Source organism: Akkermansia muciniphila ATCC BAA-835, from assembly GCF_000020225.1.
Lineage (GTDB): Bacteria > Verrucomicrobiota > Verrucomicrobiia > Verrucomicrobiales > Akkermansiaceae > Akkermansia > Akkermansia muciniphila.
Genome location: NC_010655.1, coordinates 2,542,362 through 2,556,668 on the forward strand (window position 1 = coordinate 2,542,362; position 14,307 = coordinate 2,556,668).

Below are 14,307 nucleotides of genomic sequence, written 5' to 3' on the forward strand. Positions count from 1 at the left end.
TCTCTACATGGAACAGACCCGGAAACAAACGGACATCGCATTAACCATCAGCGGGAGGTTTGCCGCATCCTGCACCGTGGCCTATATGGCGCTCCCCACCCTCCTTTTCCTGCTGGGATGGGTCAGGCCCCTGTTTTCCATTCCGGCCGCTGCGGCCGTAGCCGCGGCCTCCGTCCTGCTGAGCGCAACAATCCCGGCCCCCACGCTTCACCTGACCAGACGGCAGCTGGCCATTTACCTCTGTGCCCTCGCCCTTTCCCTCCTGTGGCTTCTGGCGGGCGGAATGACGGGAATCACTTCCCAGCACGCGGACTTTGTGGTCCGCAACCCCATTTATGAAACCCTCATCCGTTGCGACTGGCCGCTGGTGGACGCGGGAGACAGCCACTTCATTTACTACCTCGCCTTCTGGCTGCCACCGGCTCTGGCGTGCAAATGTTTCTCCTGTTCGGACATATTCATCATTAACTATGTCCTGACCGCCTGGACGGGGTTGGGCCTGGCGCTGACCCTCACGGTCCTCTGGAGCAGATTCCGCTCGGCCACCCTGCTCTTCCTGCTCCTGCTCATCTTCCAGGGCCCGCTGGACGGCATCGTCAGGTGGGGGCTTCATTTGCTCAATTTGCAGGGGCCCCTGGCCCACGAACTCTACCTGACGGTACTGGCTTTCTTCGGAGGCGTGCCCCCCACCATGCAGCTTCATTACACCTTTCATCACACCACGCTGCTGTGGCTGTTCCTGGCCATGGCGGTCTCCTGGAACATTCCGCCCAAATACCAGCTCTTCCTGGCCGCCCTGTGCCTGCTCGCCTCTCCCATCGGCTCGCTGGGCCTTCTGGTCTTCATCGCCGTCCGCACGCTGGTCCACCGTACTCCCGTCAGGCAATACTTCTCCTCCTGGACGGTGCTGGCGGGCGCCGCGCTGGTGCTGCTGGCCGGCATCTATTTTACAAGCAGCAACGGAAACAACCGCATCCGCCTGACGTGGCAGGACTCCCCCTTTGACCTGCTCCAGTACGGCAACTGGAAATTCTGGGGCGCCATGGCCGGCTCCTGGCTGCTGACGGTCGGCGTTCCGGCGGCGCTTCTGTTCCGCCGCTTCAAAAAAGACACCCTGCTCTGGTCAGCCCTGGTCATTCTCACGCTCACCTACTTCATTTACATAGGTTCCGTGGGCGGCTACAATGAATTCTGCTACAAGGCATCCAGCGTCAGCTTTTTCTGCCTGGCTCTCCTATTCACCCGCATCTTCGTGGAACGGGTGGGAACGCCCCGGTGGCGCAAACTGTGCGTCTGTTATCTGCTCCTGGCCGCACTCCCCAGCCTCTCCGTCTTCGCCAAGGCCGCACCCACACTCGCCTTGACGAAGCCTGCGCGGCTCGCCAACATGCAGCGGGAATGGAAGGGACATCTCCACCATCCGGAACATCCCTGGAACGCGCCCCTTTGGGGAGCCGGAGAAAGCGGAGCCTTCCGGAACATCTATTTCCAGAAGGCGGGCCAATCCGCTGAAGGGCCGCTGGCCGCCTTTTCCACCGGAATAAAAACAGACGCGGAACCAGCCGCCACACCCCGGCCATAACCCCTCTTTCACCACTCACCCCCATCCCCAGCCATGGATCTTTCCCGTTACCAGGAACACTACTCCCTCAGCCACCGCCTCAAACGGTATGGCTGGTACATCGTCAACCGGACGCTCTTCCGGCTCATGGTCACCAACGCCATGAAAGTCCCCCGGAACCTGCTGCTCCGCCTGTTCGGGGCAAACATACCGCTTGCCTCCCTCGTTTACCCCAGCAGCAATATCTGGGCGCCATGGAATCTCTCCGTAGGGGAATACGCCTGCATCGGCCCTGATACAGAAATTTACAACAAGGCCCCCATCTCCATCGGAAACCACGCCGTCATTTCCCAGGGGGCCTTCCTCTGCACGGCCTCCCATGACATCTCGGATCCCGCCCACGCCCTCATCTCCGCCCCCATTACTGTGGAAGACCAGGCATGGGTGGCGGCGCAGGCCTTTGTGGGCATGGGGGTGACGGTTGGCCGGGGAGCCGTGGTAGGAGCCCGCAGCGCCGTATTCAGGGATGTGGCCCCCTGGACGGTTGTGGGCGGGAACCCGGCCCGATTCATCAAACAACGCACGCTCCGCTAAACCATGCTTGACCTCTCCGTTATCATCCTCGCCAGAAATGAGGAACTCCATATCCGCCGCTGTCTGGAAAACATTCTTCCCGTCGCTAAAGAAGTCTTTGTCATTGACTGTTTTTCCACAGACAACACCGCCGCCATCTGCCGGGAATACCCCAGGGTGCAGGTCATCCAGCATGAATGGCCCGGCCTGTACGCCCTCCAGTTCAACTGGGCTCTGGACAACTGCCCCATCACCGCAGAATGGGTGCTGAGGCTGGATGCGGACGAATGGTTCATGCCGGAAGCCCTGGAAGAACTGAAGGCAAAACTGCCCGCCCTTCCCCCGGACGTCACCGGAATCATCCACAAGCGCCGGCATATTTTCCTGGGCCGGTGGATGAAGCACGGCGTTTACCCGGTCAAGCTGCTGCGCCTGTTCCGCTACGGAGCGGCCAGATGCGAACAGCGCCATATGGACGAACACATGGAACTCAGCCGGGGCCACTCCGTTGAATTCGAATATGACTTCGTGGATGAAAACCTGAATGACCTGGGCTGGTGGGCGCATAAGCACGTGGACTATTCCTCCCGGGAAGCGGCGGATATTGAAGACATCCTCTCCTCCTCCGCGGCGGACTCCGGCATCGACGGCCAGGCAGGCAGAAAACGCGCCATGAAGGAACGCTACGCCCGCCAGCCGCTCTTCTGGCGTTCCTTCGCCTACTTCTGCTACCGTTACTTCCTGAAGCTGGGTTTTCTGGATGGCAGGGAAGGATTTTTATGGCATTTCATGCAGGGATGGTGGTACAGGACCCTCGTGGATGCCCGGCAATTCGAGAAACAGAAAAAAGGCTCCGCCAACACGGTACGCTGACCCCATTACCCCGCTTTATCTCCATGTCCCCGCTTTTTTCCATCATCATCCCCGTTTACCGTTCCGGCCCTTTCCTCAGGGACTGCCTGGACTCCATCAGGAACCAGACCCTGACGGACTGGGAATGCATCTGCATCAATGACGGCTCCCCGGACGACAGCGGAGCCATCCTGGACGAATACGCCCGGAAGGACGCCCGTTTCACCGCCATCCACCAGGACAACCGGGGCGTAAGCGCCGCGCGCAATGCGGGGCTTTCCCTGGCGAAGGGAAACTGGACCGCCTTTGTGGACGGGGACGATACCGTGGAGCCGGACATGCTGGCCTGCCTCCATGAGGAAGCTCTCCGCGCGCAGGCAGCCGCCCTCCTCTGCTACGGAATCAGCAAAGACTTCCATGCGGGTTCCCGGCTCATCCGCACGGAAACCACCCTCCCAAGCCGGAACCAGCACATCCCCGCGGGGGAAACGGGGGCTTTCCTGCGCTACCTGCTGACCAGCCTGGACATGGAATCCTCCTGCAACAAATTGTTCCGCACGGAACTCCTGAAAAAAAACGGCATCCTCTTCAACACCTCCGCCGTCGTATTTGAAGACTTCCAGTTTGTCCTGGACTACCTTTCCGTCTGCGCCCCGGACATCATCCTGCTCAAAAAAGCCTTCTACCATTACCGCGCGCAGGAAACGGAAAACGGAGCGGCCAAGCGCAGCCGCTTCAATCTCGTCCGGGACATAGACACGCTCACAACCAAATTCCTGGCCTGGACCAGCACCCTTTCCCTCCCGCAGGAAGATATTCCCATTGTCAAAGGCTACATCCTGCAAAAAATCAGCGTGATTTTCCATGCCCTCCAGCGGCAGCCCTATGCCGCGCGCAAGGAAGTATTCCGGGACTTCCTTACCAGCGGACTGGCCGCACGCAAGGCGGAGCTTCCCCTGTGCGGCCGCTACTTCCACCTTGTCTGCCGTCTGCTGGCGGCACGCAGGTACCGGCTGGCCCACCTTCTGCTGAAGGCAAGGAACATCTGACGATTGTGGAATCAATAACATGCTTCAAAATTTCATCAAAAAAAACTTATCCGTTCCCAATTTCGGTCGTTCCCGTTTTTGTTAAATAACAAATAGCCGGAATCAAAACATTTCCAGAAAGCAAAATCTCTCATTGACCACCAGGACTCGCTTATGAACCAACACGCACACCTTCCAAAAGCAGGCATTATTACAAGCCACTACTATTTCATTAAAACAAACTACGGTTCACTGCTACAAAATTTTGCCCTCCAGCGTTACTTGGAAAAAATGGGCCTATTTCCATTCCTGATCAGACAGGAAGAAATCAGCCAGCCCATTTCCTTCCGGGAGAAAATAAAGTTTTATCTTCTTCATCCTCTCCAATTGTTCCGCCGGCTTTTCCAAAAACCAGCACGGGAAGCTGAGGAAAAAGCACAGAGGATTGCCCGCTTCAACCGGGAGCACCCGCGCCCCTTTGAATCTTTCATCAGCAAACACCTTAACACCACCCCCATCACCTATGACCGCGTTACATTGCGCGAGCATCCGCCGGAAGCGGATGTTTACCTGGCGGGCAGCGACCAAATATGGACCCTTGATGATTTTGACAAACTGCTGAATTTTGCTCCTCCGGGAAAACGAATCGCCTATGCGGCCAGCGCCAATTGGGGAAAACAAAGCAAACGATGGTTTATTGAAGCCAGAAAGGAGCTGCCTTATTTTACAGGAATCTCCGTCAGGGAAACTGAAGGCAGGGAAATATGCCAAAAAGCCGGTATGGAGCAAGTGGAAGTCGTTCTCGACCCAACCCTGTTGCTGGATCCTTCAGAATACACCTCGCTAGTCACGGCACAATCCGCCTACCTTCCTCCTGACTCCATTCTCGGGTATTTCCTCAATACGGACGCCCTTACTGAAATTTACTGGAATCAGATTCTTGATTCCTTCAAGGGAAATCCTCTTCGTATCATTCCCCTGCAGGGAACGGAACTCTGCATTCCGGAAGACAGCATCATCACCCCTGATCCTTATGAATTCATCCAGGCCTTCAAGGAAGCGAAAAACATCATCACCAATTCCTTTCATGGTACGGTTTTTTCCATCATCATGCGCAAGCCGTTTCTGAGCATTCTTCAGGCAGGAGACACGGCCATTCAAAACACGCGTTTCTTCTCTCTCCTGAAATCCCTGGGGCTGGAAGACAGGATTTACGCGCCGGAGAGAGGTCTCATGCGGGAACAGATGGAACAGAGGATCCAATGGGAAGCCGTAGAAAACAGGCTGGAACAGCTTCGCGGCCACTCTGCCGAATTTCTGGAAAAGGCCATTCAACAAAGCATTTGCCGCCATGGCTGAAGAAAACAGCAATAAGCGCATTGCCCGCAACACCATGCTGCTTTACACCCGTTCGCTGGTCAATCTGGTCATCGGGCTGTACACGTCGCGCCTTACCCTGGACGCGCTGGGAATAGCGGATTACGGGATTTACAACGTCGTCGGCAGCCTGGTGGCTCTTTTCGGCCTGTTCAACGGCAGTCTGAATACGGCCATCAGCCGGTTCATCACTTACGAACTGGGAAGGAACAATAACCAAAGGCTGAACAAGGTTTTTTCCTCTTCCCTGAGCATCCTCTTTATTTTTGCCCTGGTGATATTCATACTGGGGGAAACCGTGGGGCTGTGGGCGGTTAATTGCCGCATGGTTTTTCCCGCGGACCGAATGAATGCCGTCAACTGGGTCTATCAGATTTCCCTGATGACATTCCTGGTAAGCCTGCTCAACGTGGCGTACACCGCAACGCTGACAGCGCATGAAAATTTCCGGGTGCTGGCGACAGTAGAAATCCTGTTGACAGGAGTCAAAGTAATATGCGTCATCCTGCTGTATTACGCACCTATGGACAGGCTGATTTATTTCGCCGGGTACTGTTTTCTGCTCACCCTGGCCTCAAGCGGCTTTTATGCCCTTTACTGCAGCAGGCATTACTCCAGCTGCCGCTACCGGGCCATTCTGGACAAGCCCTTTCTCAAGGAAATGGGAGCATTTTATTCGTGGAACCTTTTCGGCTCCATCGCCTGGCTGCTGAAGGGGGCCGGCATCAATGTGGTCATCAACCTCTTTTTCGGCGTACTCATCAATGCCGCTCAGGCCGTGGCGTCCCAGGTTTCATCCGGAGTAACCTCCCTGATGGGAAGTTTTTCCAGCGCCATGCAGCCGCAAATCACGAAAAGCTACGCGGCGGGAGACTACGAACACATGTGGAAACTGGTATTCAACGGAACGCGCTACAGTTTCTTTCTCCTGGCCGTCTTCATGCTTCCCCTGTGCTTCAACATTGATTTCATCCTCTCTCTCTGGCTCAAGGAAATCCCCGCATACACCAATATCTTCGTGATTCTTCTCCTGGCTAACGTGCTGGCGGAAAGCTACTCCACTTATTTGATCACCGTTCTCCTGGCTACAGGGAAAATCGCCCTTTATCAGGCCAGCGTGGGAACAATTCTCCTGTTGAACGTCCCGTTAAGCTATCTGGTCTTTCAATGGGGGTTCCCTCCCGTTTCCTTCCTGATCGTCTCCATTGTCCTGACCATCATGGCGCTGATCATGAGGCTCTGGCTTCTGAAAAAAATGCTCCGCTTTTCCGTACTTTCCTTTCTTAAACAGGTGGTTCTCAAAACAGTTTCCGCCAGCCTGCTGATCTGCCTTGTCAACTGCGCCATTTATCTGCTGTTGCCTGACATGTATGGAAAACGCATTATTTTTCTTCTTTCAACGTCTCTCTTGTCCATCCTTCTCACTTACCTGACAGGATTGAATAACCAGGAAAAAATACTGATTCTTCAACAGCTTAAAAAAAGAATTACCTCCCTTATCCACTCCTGATTTAAAAACCTTCCTTCCCATTAACCGCAATCCACATCCATGAATATGCTGAATCTCCTGAAAAAAATTTCCAACCGTCTCAATGCCATATGTTACACGCGTTCCAGCCGTTATAAACTAAGGTATCTTTATTCCTACGACCGTAAAAGATTTATCCGCCATGCAGGCTCCCTTCACCATGAGGAAGAAGAACAGAAACTGGCATCTGTCATCATGGCCTACCATGTATTGGAAAAAGGATTAAGCATGCCTGAAAGACGTCTGGGATTTGGACATGATGCCGTCCTGAACCTCATCAGTCTGATAAGGGATTATTCAGAAAAGTTCCCTCAAAATGATCAAATCCTGCATGCCATCTCCGTCTTGGACGCTTACCGCGAAATGCACAGAAAAGAAAACTTCAGCCTCCGTCCGGATCTCCAGCAGGCGCTGGACAGCCTGCTGGCGGACTTCCCCCCTGCGGTCAAGGAAGACGGTCAGATAGAAATGACCAGGGAACAATATTATGCCCATTTGGAATCCTCCTTTCCCGAATTTTCGGCATCCCGCCATTCCGTGCGTCACTTCAATGGCCCGGTTTCACTGGAACAAATAGAACAGGCCGTATCCCTTGCCCGCAATGCCCCATCCGCCTGCAACAGGCAGCATGCCCGCGTCCATTGCATCTGTGACAAGGAAACCCGGAAAAAAGTGCTTTCCCTCCAGAATGGAAACAGGGGATTCGGTCATTTGGCTGATAAGCTGCTCATTATTACCGCGGATCTCCACGACATCCGCTGGGAGGAAGAAAGGAACGACCTGTACACTAACGCAGGCATCTTTCTGATGAATCTCTGTTATGCCCTTCATGCCAACAAGGTAGCCCACTGCCTCCTGAACTGGTCCGTATCCCCCTTTCAGGATATCCGGTTGAGGCAGCTGGTTTCCATTCCCGACCATGAAAGCATCATCTGCATTCTTGCCTGCGGTGATTGCCCGGAAAACTTCAGATTAGCGCCTTCGCCTCGTAAACCTGTCAGCCGGATATTAACCGTACACCGGTAATTTCACCTGTGTTCACAGCATACAATTCCCTCTATCCGGTTACGCTGTAATTTTCATTTTCCCAGCTCTTTCATCTGAGCGATTTGTTGAAGATTAAAAGCCAGAATCTTTTGAGGATCTTACAGCAACGCTATTCCGCATAATTCCGTTCATTTATCTGCAATCCTGATCAATATGAAGCAAATCACTTCACTCAGAGGCCTCGCGATTATTCTGATCATCCTTTTCCACCTCAATCCGGAGCATTTCCCCTACGGCTACTTCGGCGTTGAAGTGTTTCTGGTGATTTCCGGCTACCTGCTCATGAAGTCCCTCCAGAAACAGCAAATGCAAATCCGTCTCGGGGAATTTGCCCGTAAAAAAGTCTTAAGACTTTTTACCCCGGTTGCCGTCATCGTCCCGCTCACTCTTCTGGCTGGCATGTTCCTTCTGGACTATACGGACCTGGCGACAGCCAGTTCCACAGGCGGATATACGCTGATAGGCGCCGCAAACAGGTTCCTGGCCGTCATCCAGTCCGACTATTTCGCGCAGGATTCTTCCGGCAATCCGTTCCTTCACATGTGGTACCTGGCGGTGACGGTGCAGATTTATCTTTTGTTCGCGGGGGGATGCGTCCTGTACCGTTACCTTCCCAAACGGGCGGCCGCCTCTCTTTTCTGGATCGCCGGCATCGGGTCCTTTCTCTGGGCCTATTCCTATCCCATTCACAACCTGTTGCAGGAAATCGGCCTGCCCGTCTGGGAGCAGGTCCGCCCCACTTCCCATTACATGACGCTGCCCCGTTTGTGGGAGGTTTGCGCGGGGATTTTGTTAGCAATATACCCCCCCCCCTTAAGTTCAACATGTTGCGAAAACAACAAGAAAAACGCTCTCCTCTTCCTCCTTGGAATGTTATGCATCCTCGTACCTGCCCTTTCCCGCGGAAAGGATGTCTCCCTCTGCTCGGCGGCCGTAGTTTTGGGGACATGCCTGGTGATCCGGTATGCGGAATCCGGCAGGCTAGCCCACTGGTTCAACAATAAACTTCTGCTGTGGATTGGAGGAATCTCGTTCTCCCTTTACCTGGTGCATATGCCCCTCATCGCGTTCTATCATTCGTGGTTTCTCCATGCTCCCGGATGGCCCGGAATGCTTGCCATCGGAGCGGCGTCCGCAGTCCTGGGAGGTCTCCTGTACCTTGCAGTAGAGAAAAAGCGCATGAAGATGAAATGGTTTATCCCCTTGTACCTTTTCGCGTTGCTTCTATGCGTTGCAGGAAGGCAGACGGAAGGATTCCGGAACTACATCAACAAGGAAATCAACTCCATTTCCAGCCCCCAGCTGCATGGCGCATCGGAAATCAAATCTCCTGAAGCCGCCCGGGGATTTGATAAGGAAGCCATCAAATTCAATAACAACATCTTTGCCTTCGTCAGCAGAGCCGATTTCAAAGGAAGTGCGGAACCCGGCCTGCTGCAGCTGGGTTCCCCTGCCGAAGCTCCATCCATAGTCCTGCTGGGGGACAGCCACGCCTCTGCGGCCTTTTGCGGATTGGACGCAGCATGCAGGGAACTGGATATCTCCGGGATTTACGTTTCTTCCGTCATTTCCCCGTTCTGGAACAGGGAATTGCCCGCGCTGCCGTTTGATGCAAGCTACTATTGCGACGAGAAAAAAATAAAGGCCCTCATGGCATGGCTGAACGTCCACCCGGAAATCAGCCATGTGGTGATAGCCCAGCACTGGAGCACCCGTTACGACAGTAAAAATGTAATGGACTGGAAGCTGAAGCCGCTTCCCTCCGGAGAACCTGCCTATTCAGATTCTCTCCGTGCGTTTATCTCCGAACTGCGGGCGATGGGCAAGCAAGTCATCCTGTTGGCCCCCACTCCGCTCATCAAGCAAAATGATGTGGCCAAATACATCAGGAACCTCATACGCAGGGGGGAAACGGGAAAAGGCCTGGAAAGCCTTACCTGCACGCGGCAAAAATACAGGGAAGATCATGCCGCCGTGCTTCCCATCCTTGACCGTCTTGAACAGGAAGGGATCTGCACCGTCCTGCGCATACTTCCCTATATACCGGAAGACAGGCCGTTCAACGCCTATGAACACGGGGAAATCCTGTACAAGGATAGCGACCACATGTCCAGCAAAGGCTCCATCAAACTCTTCCAGCACCTGAAACCCCAGTTAAAGGAAGCGCTACAAAAAGAATCCACGGCATCACCAGGTTCATAAAATCCGTAGCCGTGAACACGTCTGCCGCAGCTCCGGCAGGGAAACATTTAAATAAAACCGGCTTTTGTGGAAGCTATAGAGTTTTCTTTGGGAAAAAAATGCCCTTGCATGATGAATAATGCGCCAAATGTTTAACACTTTTTGTCATACATTGAACATATCTTTCCGTTTCTTTTCTGGTATTGAAGATACACTTGCTAAAAATAAAAATATTGTTATTGTATTTTCCCCTCTAATTATGCAACATAAAACCATTATTGCGACATGTGCGGCCATGGCCGCTTTTTCCGGCATGGCTACTGCCGATATCCAGCTCCCCCTGGATGTTTTAAACGCCAATAACGGCGGCAAGACATTCTCCGCCCAGCTGGGAGCAGGCTACGCTACCAAATACATCAGCCGCGGTCTGGCTTTCCAGAATTCCGCAAGTGATCATGTCATTCCCCTGGAAGCCGTCGGCGCCTATCAATTGAACAATCAATATTCCCTGATAGGCGGATTAAAATATCAGTGGATGACGGATAATGGTCTGGAACACAATGATTCCGGCATTTGCGACGAAGGCTCGGCCATTTTAGGCGTCAGCCGCAAATTCGGAAAATCCACTGTCGCGGCTCTGAGTTACCAGTTTGTCCACGGCGGTATCCCCGGAAGTTTCAACATCCACAATACAGGCAACAACTCCGGCTTCCCTGCTTTCAGCCACAATAGGCCGGAAGAACACAGCTTCGTTCTGGACATTCACCATGACTTCGGCAAAGGGCTGGAAAACTTCTTCTGGGACTGCCGCGTACAATATACGTTCCGCTGGATGACTGGCTGGTGGTTCACCAATACGCTGGGGTACAAGTATGACGTCAACAAATCCACCTCCGTCATCGTGGCGGGCACCTGGAACGCCACTGCCGGCTATTTTGACAGCAATTCCCTGAACGCCAATGGAACCCAGGGCATTTCCCTGACGGTTTCCGCCCCTGTCAAGGCCACGAAAGACCTGACCGTGACTCCGTTCGTGGGTACGGTCTGGCTCGGCAACGGCGGCCTGGCGGCCAACCACCGCGGCGCTTCCGCCCGTTTCCCCTACAGGGAGCCCTCCAAGGTTTACCGCAATTTCACCTTCGTCGCCGGGGTAGGAGTTGCCTACACCTTCTAACAATCTGACTGTCATTCACTCAACCAACGCAAGCTCCGGCATGTGCCATCAATCATGCCGGAGCTTTTCTTAACTCCCCATGCCCCTGTCCGCCGTTTTCCACACTTCCTCCCTTCAGAAGCAAGTGGCCGCCCTGAGCGACGCATTCGCCATCGCAGGAGAATTCCTCCATTGCGACGTCATTAACAGCGGCCATATCAACATGACCTTCCGGGCCACCTACAGGAAGCCGGACGGCACCACCCGCCGCTACATCTTCCAGCGCGTGAACGATGCCGTGTTCCCATGCCCCAGGGATGTCATGCACAACGTGGAAAAGGTGACCAACCATATCCGCTGGAAAATGTTCCGGGTGCTGAAAACGCCCTTCCGCCAGACGCTGAACCTGTACTCCGCGCGGGGCGGCCGCAAATACCTGGAAATTCCCGGTTCCGGCTTCTGGCGCTGCTACAACTGCATAGAAAACACCCACACGTTCGACGTAGCGGACCATCCCCGCCAGGCTTACGAAGCAGCCCGCGCTTTCGGCGCTTTCCAACAGCTCCTGTGTGACATGAATCCGGAGGACATCCATGAAACCATTCCGTTCTTCCACCATACCCGCAGGCGCTTTGACCATTTGGAAAAAGCCGCGGCAGCAGACTCCCACGGACGTCTGAATACCTGCCGCAAGGAGCTGGACTTCATCCGCCGCCGTGAACGTTATGTGGACGTGCTGCTGGATCTCCAGGAACGGGGGGAGCTCCCCGTCAGAATCGTCCACAACGACACGAAAATCAACAACGTGATGCTGGACAGGGAGACGGACAAGGCTGTCTGCGTCATTGACCTGGACACCGTCATGCCCGGGAGCGTCCTGTACGACTTCGGAGACATGGTGCGCACCATGACCTCCCCTGCGGCGGAAGATGAAGAAAATCTGGATAAAACCTTCCTGCGCATGCCCATGTTCGAGGCCGTCGTCAAGGGATACCTGGAGGCCTCCAGAGAATTCATCACGCCGCAGGAAGTCTCCAAACTCGCTTTTTCCGGTCTGCTTATCACGCTGGAAACGGGAATCCGCTTCCTGACGGACTACCTGGAAGGGGACGTTTATTTCAAAACGAAAAAAGAACGGCACAATCTGCACCGTGCCCGCACCCAGCTCAGGCTGGTGGAAAGCATGGAAGAGCAAATGCCTGAAATGGAAGAATGCGTCCGGAAATGCTTCCAGACTGTTAACGGCTGAGAGGGCATGACCGGCATTACCCCAATTTTATGATAGTACCGGAACGCGGGCTGGTGCTATACTGCGAGGCATGTTAAAAAATATTTCTCCCCTCATCAGCCCTTCCCTGCTGAAAATTCTTGCGGAAATGGGGCATGGCGACGAAATCGTCTTTTCAGACGCCCACTTCCCCGGCCATACCTTCAACCCTACGGTGCTGAGGGCGGACGGCCTGGGGGCGGATGCCCTGCTGGCTGCCGTCATTCCCCTCTTCGAACTGGATGCCTACGCAACGCCCGTCATCATGATGGCCCCGGTTCCGGGGGACTCTCTGGACCCTGCGGTGGAAGCCAAATACCGCAAGGCGCTGAACTATGACGGGGAAATTGAGCAAATGGAGCGCTACGCTTTTTATGAACGGGCCAAAAAGGCCTATGCCGTCGTCATTACCGGGGAAACGGCCAAATACGGCAACATCATCCTGAAAAAAGGCGTTACCCCTCTTTCCTGACCATTGGCCGCCAGACAAACCTTCCATGCAGTACGATTTTGACGAAGTAATTGAGCGACGCGGCACCGGAGCCCTGAAATATGAAGCGCTGCTTCCCCGCTGGGGCCGGGACGACCTGATTCCCCTGTGGGTGGCGGACATGGACTTCAGGACGCCCCCCTTCATCATGGAAGCTATCCGCCGCCGCTGCGAGCACGAAATCCTGGGATATACCGTCAAGCCCCGCGCTTTCTTTGAAGCCATCAGGGACTGGGTGGACCGACGCCACGGGTGGAAGGTGAACGCCTCGGAAATAGGCTTCGCTCCGGGCATTGTTCCCGGCATTTCCAGCGCCATCCAATGCTTTACGGAACCGGGGGACAAAATCATGATCCAGCCTCCGGTGTACCACCCCTTTGCCATGATCATCCGGGAAAACGGCCGGGAAATCGTCAACAATCCCCTCATTCTGGAAAACGGCCGCTACCGCATGGACTTCAACCACATGCAGGAAGCCGTGCGTGGCTGCCGCATGTTCATCCTGTGCAATCCCCACAACCCCGGAGGCCGCGTATGGAGTCCGGAGGAATTGCGCCGCGTGGCTGAAATCTGTACGGCAAACGGCACGCTGGTCGTTTCTGATGAAATCCATGCGGATCTGACCCTTCCCGGCCACAGGCACACCGTATTCGCCACTGTTTCCGAACAGGCCCGCATGAACTCCGTCACCTACATGGCGCCCAGCAAGACCTTCAACGTGCCCGGCCTGGGCAGTTCCTACGTGATTTGCCAGAATCCGGACCTGTTCGCGAAATACCAGGACTTTGTCAGCGGCAGGGAGCTTGCGGAAGGGCACGTTTTCGCGTACGACGGGCTCATCAGCGCCTATTCAGGCCCGGAAGGGGAGGAATGGCTGGCCCAGGCGCTGGACTACATTCAGGAAAACATCCGCTTCATTGACGCGGAACTGCGCCGCCGCATGCCAAAAATTAAAACCATCATGCCGGATGCCTCCTACCTAGTATTTCTGGACTGCCGGGAAATGAACCTTTCCCAGAAGGAACTGGTGGAATTTTTTGTGGACGGAGCGCGCCTGGCTCTCAACGACGGTTCCATCTTCGGCAAGGAAGGGGAAGGCTTCATGCGCCTGAACGCGGGCTGTCCCCGCTCCATCCTGGAACGGGCGCTCAGCCAGCTGGAGGAAGCCTATGAAAACCGCGGCTTCCGGCAACAACAATCACAAAATTAAAGACACGCATCACGCTCCCCGGCAATGGAATTCATTTCCG

12 protein-coding genes are annotated in these 14,307 nt (G+C 54.6%); all 12 read left to right on the forward strand.

Going from position 1 to position 14,307, the window contains the following annotated elements; all coding sequences use genetic code 11:
* Positions 1 to 7: 7 nt before the first annotated feature.
* The 12 genes from AMUC_RS11160 to AMUC_RS11215 all read left to right on the forward strand — a co-directional run bounded on the left by AMUC_RS11160 (position 8) and on the right by AMUC_RS11215 (position 14,267).
* Positions 8 to 1,582 (forward strand): hypothetical protein, encoded by a 1,575-nt coding sequence (locus AMUC_RS11160; RefSeq protein WP_012421114.1) that lies wholly within the window; start codon positions 8 to 10, stop codon positions 1,580 to 1,582.
* Between the two features lie 33 nt (positions 1,583 to 1,615).
* The gene (locus AMUC_RS11165; RefSeq protein WP_012421115.1) at positions 1,616 to 2,155 is read left to right on the forward strand and encodes an LbetaH domain-containing protein; all 540 of its coding nucleotides are present in this window, start codon (positions 1,616 to 1,618) and stop codon (positions 2,153 to 2,155) included.
* Positions 2,156 to 2,158: 3 nt separating this feature from the next.
* Positions 2,159 to 3,007 (forward strand): glycosyltransferase family 2 protein, encoded by an 849-nt coding sequence (locus tag AMUC_RS11170; RefSeq protein ID WP_012421116.1) that lies wholly within the window; start codon positions 2,159 to 2,161, stop codon positions 3,005 to 3,007.
* A gap of 23 nt (positions 3,008 to 3,030) precedes the next feature.
* Positions 3,031 to 4,035 (forward strand): glycosyltransferase family 2 protein, encoded by a 1,005-nt coding sequence (locus AMUC_RS12235; RefSeq protein WP_012421117.1) that lies wholly within the window; start codon positions 3,031 to 3,033, stop codon positions 4,033 to 4,035.
* A 153-nt stretch (positions 4,036 to 4,188) separates the two neighbouring features.
* Entirely contained in the window at positions 4,189 to 5,373 is a 1,185-nt protein-coding gene (locus AMUC_RS11180) for a polysaccharide pyruvyl transferase family protein (protein WP_012421118.1), read from the forward strand.
* Positions 5,366 to 6,901, forward strand: coding sequence for an MATE family efflux transporter (locus AMUC_RS11185; protein ID WP_012421119.1), 1,536 nt, complete (start codon positions 5,366 to 5,368; stop codon positions 6,899 to 6,901). The genes AMUC_RS11180 and AMUC_RS11185 overlap by 8 nt, the downstream gene beginning before the upstream one ends.
* A 39-nt stretch (positions 6,902 to 6,940) precedes the next feature.
* Positions 6,941 to 7,945: a nitroreductase family protein gene (locus AMUC_RS12240; protein ID WP_012421120.1), complete on the forward strand. Its 1,005-nt coding sequence runs from the start codon at positions 6,941 to 6,943 to the stop codon at positions 7,943 to 7,945.
* 174 nt (positions 7,946 to 8,119) lie between these two features.
* A complete protein-coding gene (locus AMUC_RS11195; RefSeq protein WP_012421121.1) occupies positions 8,120 to 10,168 on the forward strand; it encodes an acyltransferase family protein in 2,049 nt (682 codons plus the stop codon).
* A gap of 238 nt (positions 10,169 to 10,406) precedes the next feature.
* Positions 10,407 to 11,321: a hypothetical protein gene (locus tag AMUC_RS11200; RefSeq protein ID WP_012421122.1), complete on the forward strand. Its 915-nt coding sequence runs from the start codon at positions 10,407 to 10,409 to the stop codon at positions 11,319 to 11,321.
* Between the two features lie 79 nt (positions 11,322 to 11,400).
* A complete protein-coding gene (locus tag AMUC_RS11205; RefSeq protein WP_012421123.1) occupies positions 11,401 to 12,549 on the forward strand; it encodes a phosphotransferase enzyme family protein in 1,149 nt (382 codons plus the stop codon).
* A gap of 70 nt (positions 12,550 to 12,619) precedes the next feature.
* Positions 12,620 to 13,039, forward strand: a complete 420-nt coding sequence (gene fucU / locus AMUC_RS11210) for an L-fucose mutarotase (protein WP_012421124.1) — start codon at positions 12,620 to 12,622, stop codon at positions 13,037 to 13,039.
* Between the two features lie 25 nt (positions 13,040 to 13,064).
* Positions 13,065 to 14,267, forward strand: a complete 1,203-nt coding sequence (locus AMUC_RS11215; protein ID WP_012421125.1) for a MalY/PatB family protein — start codon at positions 13,065 to 13,067, stop codon at positions 14,265 to 14,267.
* The last annotated feature ends 40 nt before the right edge of the window (positions 14,268 to 14,307 follow it).

Coding starts and splice junctions, on each gene's coding strand:
- AMUC_RS11165 (WP_012421115.1), top strand. CDS start 1,616: ATGGATCTTTCCCGTTACCAGGAACACTACTCCCTCAGCCACCGCCTC.
- AMUC_RS11200 (WP_012421122.1), top strand. CDS start 10,407: ATGCAACATAAAACCATTATTGCGACATGTGCGGCCATGGCCGCTTTT.
- AMUC_RS11195 (WP_012421121.1), top strand. CDS start 8,120: ATGAAGCAAATCACTTCACTCAGAGGCCTCGCGATTATTCTGATCATC.
- AMUC_RS11215 (WP_012421125.1), top strand. CDS start 13,065: ATGCAGTACGATTTTGACGAAGTAATTGAGCGACGCGGCACCGGAGCC.
- AMUC_RS12240 (WP_012421120.1), top strand. CDS start 6,941: ATGAATATGCTGAATCTCCTGAAAAAAATTTCCAACCGTCTCAATGCC.
- AMUC_RS11205 (WP_012421123.1), top strand. CDS start 11,401: ATGCCCCTGTCCGCCGTTTTCCACACTTCCTCCCTTCAGAAGCAAGTG.
- AMUC_RS11185 (WP_012421119.1), top strand. CDS start 5,366: ATGGCTGAAGAAAACAGCAATAAGCGCATTGCCCGCAACACCATGCTG.
- AMUC_RS11170 (WP_012421116.1), top strand. CDS start 2,159: ATGCTTGACCTCTCCGTTATCATCCTCGCCAGAAATGAGGAACTCCAT.
- AMUC_RS11160 (WP_012421114.1), top strand. CDS start 8: ATGGAACAGACCCGGAAACAAACGGACATCGCATTAACCATCAGCGGG.
- AMUC_RS12235 (WP_012421117.1), top strand. CDS start 3,031: ATGTCCCCGCTTTTTTCCATCATCATCCCCGTTTACCGTTCCGGCCCT.
- fucU (WP_012421124.1), top strand. CDS start 12,620: ATGTTAAAAAATATTTCTCCCCTCATCAGCCCTTCCCTGCTGAAAATT.
- AMUC_RS11180 (WP_012421118.1), top strand. CDS start 4,189: ATGAACCAACACGCACACCTTCCAAAAGCAGGCATTATTACAAGCCAC.